Genomic DNA, 3,881 nt, shown 5'->3' on the forward strand with positions numbered 1-3,881 from the left:
CCGATGGTAGTGTGGGGCTTCCCCATGTGAGAGTAGGGAACTGCCAGGTTTTAATTAAGCGAAGGGGCTGTCCGAGAGGACAGCCCTTTTTGCTGTGCGTGATTTTTGGTGGTCTAGGGTTTTTATCATCAGGAATGGTTCGCCTTTCATTGCTCACTCAGGGATCGAAGATGCCCGCGGACCGTAGAGATTTGGCGTGCGGGATCGGGTAAACTACGGCGTATTCAATCTGGAGAGTACGTTCTGATGACAAGCAGTGTCACATCCCTTAAGCCATACCACACCTTCTCTTTGCCCGTTTATGCCGATGAGATCGTCTGCGCCGATACACCGGATTCGTTGGCCGCTTCCTGGCGTCATGCGAGTGAACAGAATAAACCGGTGTTGATTGTGGGGGAGGGTAGCAATGTCCTGTTTTTGGAAGATTTTGCAGGGACTGTTATTGTTAACCGCATAAAAGGGATTGAGATTACTGAGGATGATCGCGGATGGTATCTGCACGTCGGTGCCGGTGAGAACTGGCATCATCTGGTCGAGTACACGCTGCAACAGGGCGTGTCGGGACTGGAAAATCTGGCGCTAATCCCTGGCTGCGTCGGCTCGGCTCCCATCCAGAATATTGGCGCTTATGGCGCTGAGTTTAAGCAGTTTTGCGCATACGTCGATGTCTTGGATCTTACCCTCAATCAGGTGACTCGCCTCAGTGCTGAGCAGTGCCAGTTTGGCTATCGTGAAAGTATCTTTAAGCATGAATACCGTCGGGGATTTGCCATTATTGCAGTAGGTCTGCATCTGACTAAGTCCTGGATGCCTCTGTTGGGCTATGGTGATTTGGCGCTGCTCGATCCTGCAACCGCGACGCCTGATGCTATTTTTACTACGGTATGTGCGATGCGGCGTAAGAAATTACCCGATCCGGCGCTGATGGGAAATGCGGGCAGTTTTTTCAAAAACCCCGTCGTTAGCGCCGAGCAAGCACAGGTTATCTTGATGCGTTATCCCAATGCGCCACACTATCCGCAGCCCGATGGTACGGTTAAATTTGCTGCTGGCTGGCTTATCGACCAGTGCCAGTTAAAAGGGCACCGCATTGGCGGTGCGGCGGTTCATCAGCAGCAGGCTCTGGTGCTGGTCAACCTTGATGAGGCGACGAGTGGCGATATCGTCGCGCTGGCGCGTTATGTGCGTAATAGCGTTGCGGAGACATTTGCACTCTGGCTTGAGCCGGAAGTGCGCTTTATTGCTTCAAAGGGTGAAGTAAGCGCGACAGAGGTGCTGTCATGAAAGATATCCGCGTCCCTTTAACGCTCATCAAGATCCTTTCCGACGGTGAGTTTTACTCAGGTGAATACCTCGGTGAACTGTTGGGCATGAGCCGGTCAGGGATTAACAAACATATCCAAACCATCAGAGAGTGGGGACTGGATGTGTTTCCCGTTACAGGGAAAGGGTACAGCTTGCCTGAACCGATGCAATTGCTCGACGAGAATGTTATTCGTGCCGCACTCCCAGCAAATAACGTTGCGGTACTGCCTGTCATTGATTCGACCAACCAGTATCTGCTAGACCGGCTGGAGAGCTTGCACTCTGGCGATGCGTGCGTGGCAGAGTACCAGCAGGCTGGTCGTGGTCGTCGCGGTCGTCAGTGGCAATCACCGTTTGGCGCTAACCTTTACCTCTCCATGTTTTGGCGCTTGGAGCAGGGGCCTGCGGCTGCGGTGGGGGTGAGCCTAGCTATTGGTATCGTGATTGCAGAAGTGCTGCATCGCCTCGGTGCACATGATGTCAAAGTCAAATGGCCCAACGATCTCTATATGCACGATCGCAAACTGGCCGGCATTCTGGTTGAGCTGATGGGAAAAACGGGAGATGCGGCGCAGTTAGTGATCGGTATTGGCATCAACTTGCGGATGCGGGCCTCTTCGGGGCAAGGCGTGACGCAGGAATGGATCAACCTGCAAGAAGCCGGGATCGATATCGATCGTAATATTTTGGCCGCTACGCTTATCACTGAATTGAGTAACGCGCTGGAAGTGTTTGAACAAGGCGGACTACGCTCGTTCATCCCTCGCTGGCAAGCCATCGATAATTACTATAATCGCCCGGTGAAATTGATTATGGGCGAGCGCGAGATCCATGGGATTGAACGCGGAATTGATGAGCAGGGCGCGCTGTTACTCGAAGAGAACGGTGAGATTAAGGCCTACATTGGTGGCGAAATCTCACTGCGTGGCAAATAGCCAGTAGGGGGGATTCCCCCCACTGTCCTGTAATATTGCTATTTTCTCAAACGCATATAGTCAACGGCATGATTAGCGCTTTTGGTCATAATCAAGCTGGCGCGTTCACGGGTAGGCAAAATATTTTGGTGCAAGTTAGGTTCATTGATATCACGCCAAATTTTGGTCGCAATTGTCACTGCTTGCTCTTCCGTTAATTTTGCATACTCGTGAAAATAAGAATTAGGATCAGAGAATGCACCAAGACGGAATTTCAAAAACCGGTTTATATACCAGGATTTTAATAATTCTTCCGATGCGTCGACATATATAGAAAAATCAATAAAATCAGAAACAAAAGTGCGTGGTTGTGCGTGTGGATAATCCATTCCACTTTGCAAAACGTTTAATCCTTCGAGGATAAGAATATCCGGTTGCTCCACCACTTTATTGCTATTTGGCACGATATCGTAAGTCAGGTGTGAATATATTGGTGCAGTGACTTTTTTAGCCCCCGATTTTATATTCGATACAAATTTCATCAGACTATGAATATCGTAAGATTCAGGAAACCCTTTTTTCTGCATCAGGTTTCTGTCTTTAAGCACCTGTTTGGAACGCAAAAAGCCGTCTGTGGTGATCAATTCAACTCGACGATGCTCAGGCCACCGGCTTAGCAACGCCTGCAATACGCGCGCGGTAGTACTTTTGCCAACCGCGACGCTGCCTGCGATGCCAATAATATAGGGAATACGCTGCCCGTTAGTGCCGAGAAATTGCTCCAATACTGCCTGGCGTCTCAGGTTTGAGCTGATATAAAAATTAAGCAGACGTGATAAAGGCAGATAGATTTCGGCAACTTCATCGAGTGACAACTCGTCATTGATCCCTTTTAACCGGATGATTTCTTCTTCTGTCAGCGTTAATGGTACTGAATTGCGCAATGCAGCCCATTGACGGCGATCGAAGTGTAGGTAGGGTGTTGCCAAAGGTTGCTCGCTGTCTCTCATCTGTCCAATTTATCCTATAGACCATCCTGCCTGGAGGCGAAACTGCCCATGTGTTGTATGAGCAGGAAGTATAAGCCGCGGGTGGTCATACACGGTAATGTTGTGACTCGATTAGTAGATGTCAGGCAGGTTACACGTTGGACACGCAGAAAAGAAGACAACAATATGATATTTCCTGACGCAATGGCGTCAGGAAACGATTAACTTGCCAAAGCTGGTGTCATCTTATTGGCGACAAACAGGCGCTTGTAGTAGATGGCGGTAGGGTGATAACTGCCATCGGGCGCACTGGCATAATCAGGAATTTCCCCCAGATAGCGATATCCCTGCATGCGGTAAAAGGCTTCTGCCGGGGAACCCGCCTGAGTATCCAGATACAGCAGGCCACGATTGAGCTCAAAGGCGGTTGTTTCAAGCACCGACAGCAGTTTACGGCCAATACCTTGGCGACGCGCGCGGCTGTGTACCAGCAGTTTTTGCACCTCTGCCCGGTTCAACCCATTGCTTTTCTGGCACAGTTCAAGCGGCTTTGTTGAATAAATCAGAACTTGTAACGACTGTGCCCCATCGGGTCGATTGTTACGTGATGCGAATACTGTTCGGCATTCCTAGGCTGTGTCCCTTAATTGCTTGAGCTATAGTATCCATCTGT

General features: G+C 49.9%; 3 protein-coding genes and 1 pseudogene. 2 read left to right on the plus strand and 2 right to left on the minus strand.

Annotation, left to right across the window (positions count from 1 at the left end):
- The first annotated feature begins 246 nt into the window (after positions 1-246).
- Together murB and birA are read left to right on the plus strand one after the other, a co-directional pair.
- Positions 247-1,284, plus strand: a complete 1,038-nt coding sequence (gene murB / locus ACTBDZ_RS15755; RefSeq protein ID WP_438816013.1) for a UDP-N-acetylmuramate dehydrogenase — start codon at positions 247-249, stop codon at positions 1,282-1,284.
- Positions 1,281-2,240, plus strand: a complete 960-nt coding sequence (birA, locus tag ACTBDZ_RS15760; RefSeq protein WP_438816014.1) for a bifunctional biotin--[acetyl-CoA-carboxylase] ligase/biotin operon repressor BirA — start codon at positions 1,281-1,283, stop codon at positions 2,238-2,240. Before murB ends, birA begins: the two co-directional genes overlap by 4 nt.
- Positions 2,241-2,278: 38 nt before the next feature.
- Here birA and coaA read toward each other — a convergent pair whose 3' ends face one another.
- Both coaA and ACTBDZ_RS15770 read right to left on the minus strand, forming a co-directional pair.
- Positions 2,279-3,229: a type I pantothenate kinase gene (coaA, locus tag ACTBDZ_RS15765; protein WP_438816015.1), complete on the minus strand. Its 951-nt coding sequence runs from the start codon at positions 3,227-3,229 to the stop codon at positions 2,279-2,281.
- Between the two features lie 200 nt (positions 3,230-3,429).
- Positions 3,430-3,771 (minus strand): annotated as a pseudogene (locus tag ACTBDZ_RS15770) (GNAT family N-acetyltransferase); the annotation flags it as partial.
- Between the last annotated feature and the right edge of the window lie 110 nt (positions 3,772-3,881).

This window comes from Symbiopectobacterium sp. (assembly GCF_051710365.1).
In the GTDB taxonomy this organism is placed as follows: domain Bacteria; phylum Pseudomonadota; class Gammaproteobacteria; order Enterobacterales; family Enterobacteriaceae; genus Symbiopectobacterium.

Bases quoted from the DNA above. Each gene is read 5' to 3' on its own strand.
- coaA (WP_438816015.1), bottom strand. From the start codon at position 3,229: ATGAGAGACAGCGAGCAACCTTTGGCAACACCCTACCTACACTTCGAT.
- murB (WP_438816013.1), top strand. From the start codon at position 247: ATGACAAGCAGTGTCACATCCCTTAAGCCATACCACACCTTCTCTTTG.
- birA (WP_438816014.1), top strand. From the start codon at position 1,281: ATGAAAGATATCCGCGTCCCTTTAACGCTCATCAAGATCCTTTCCGAC.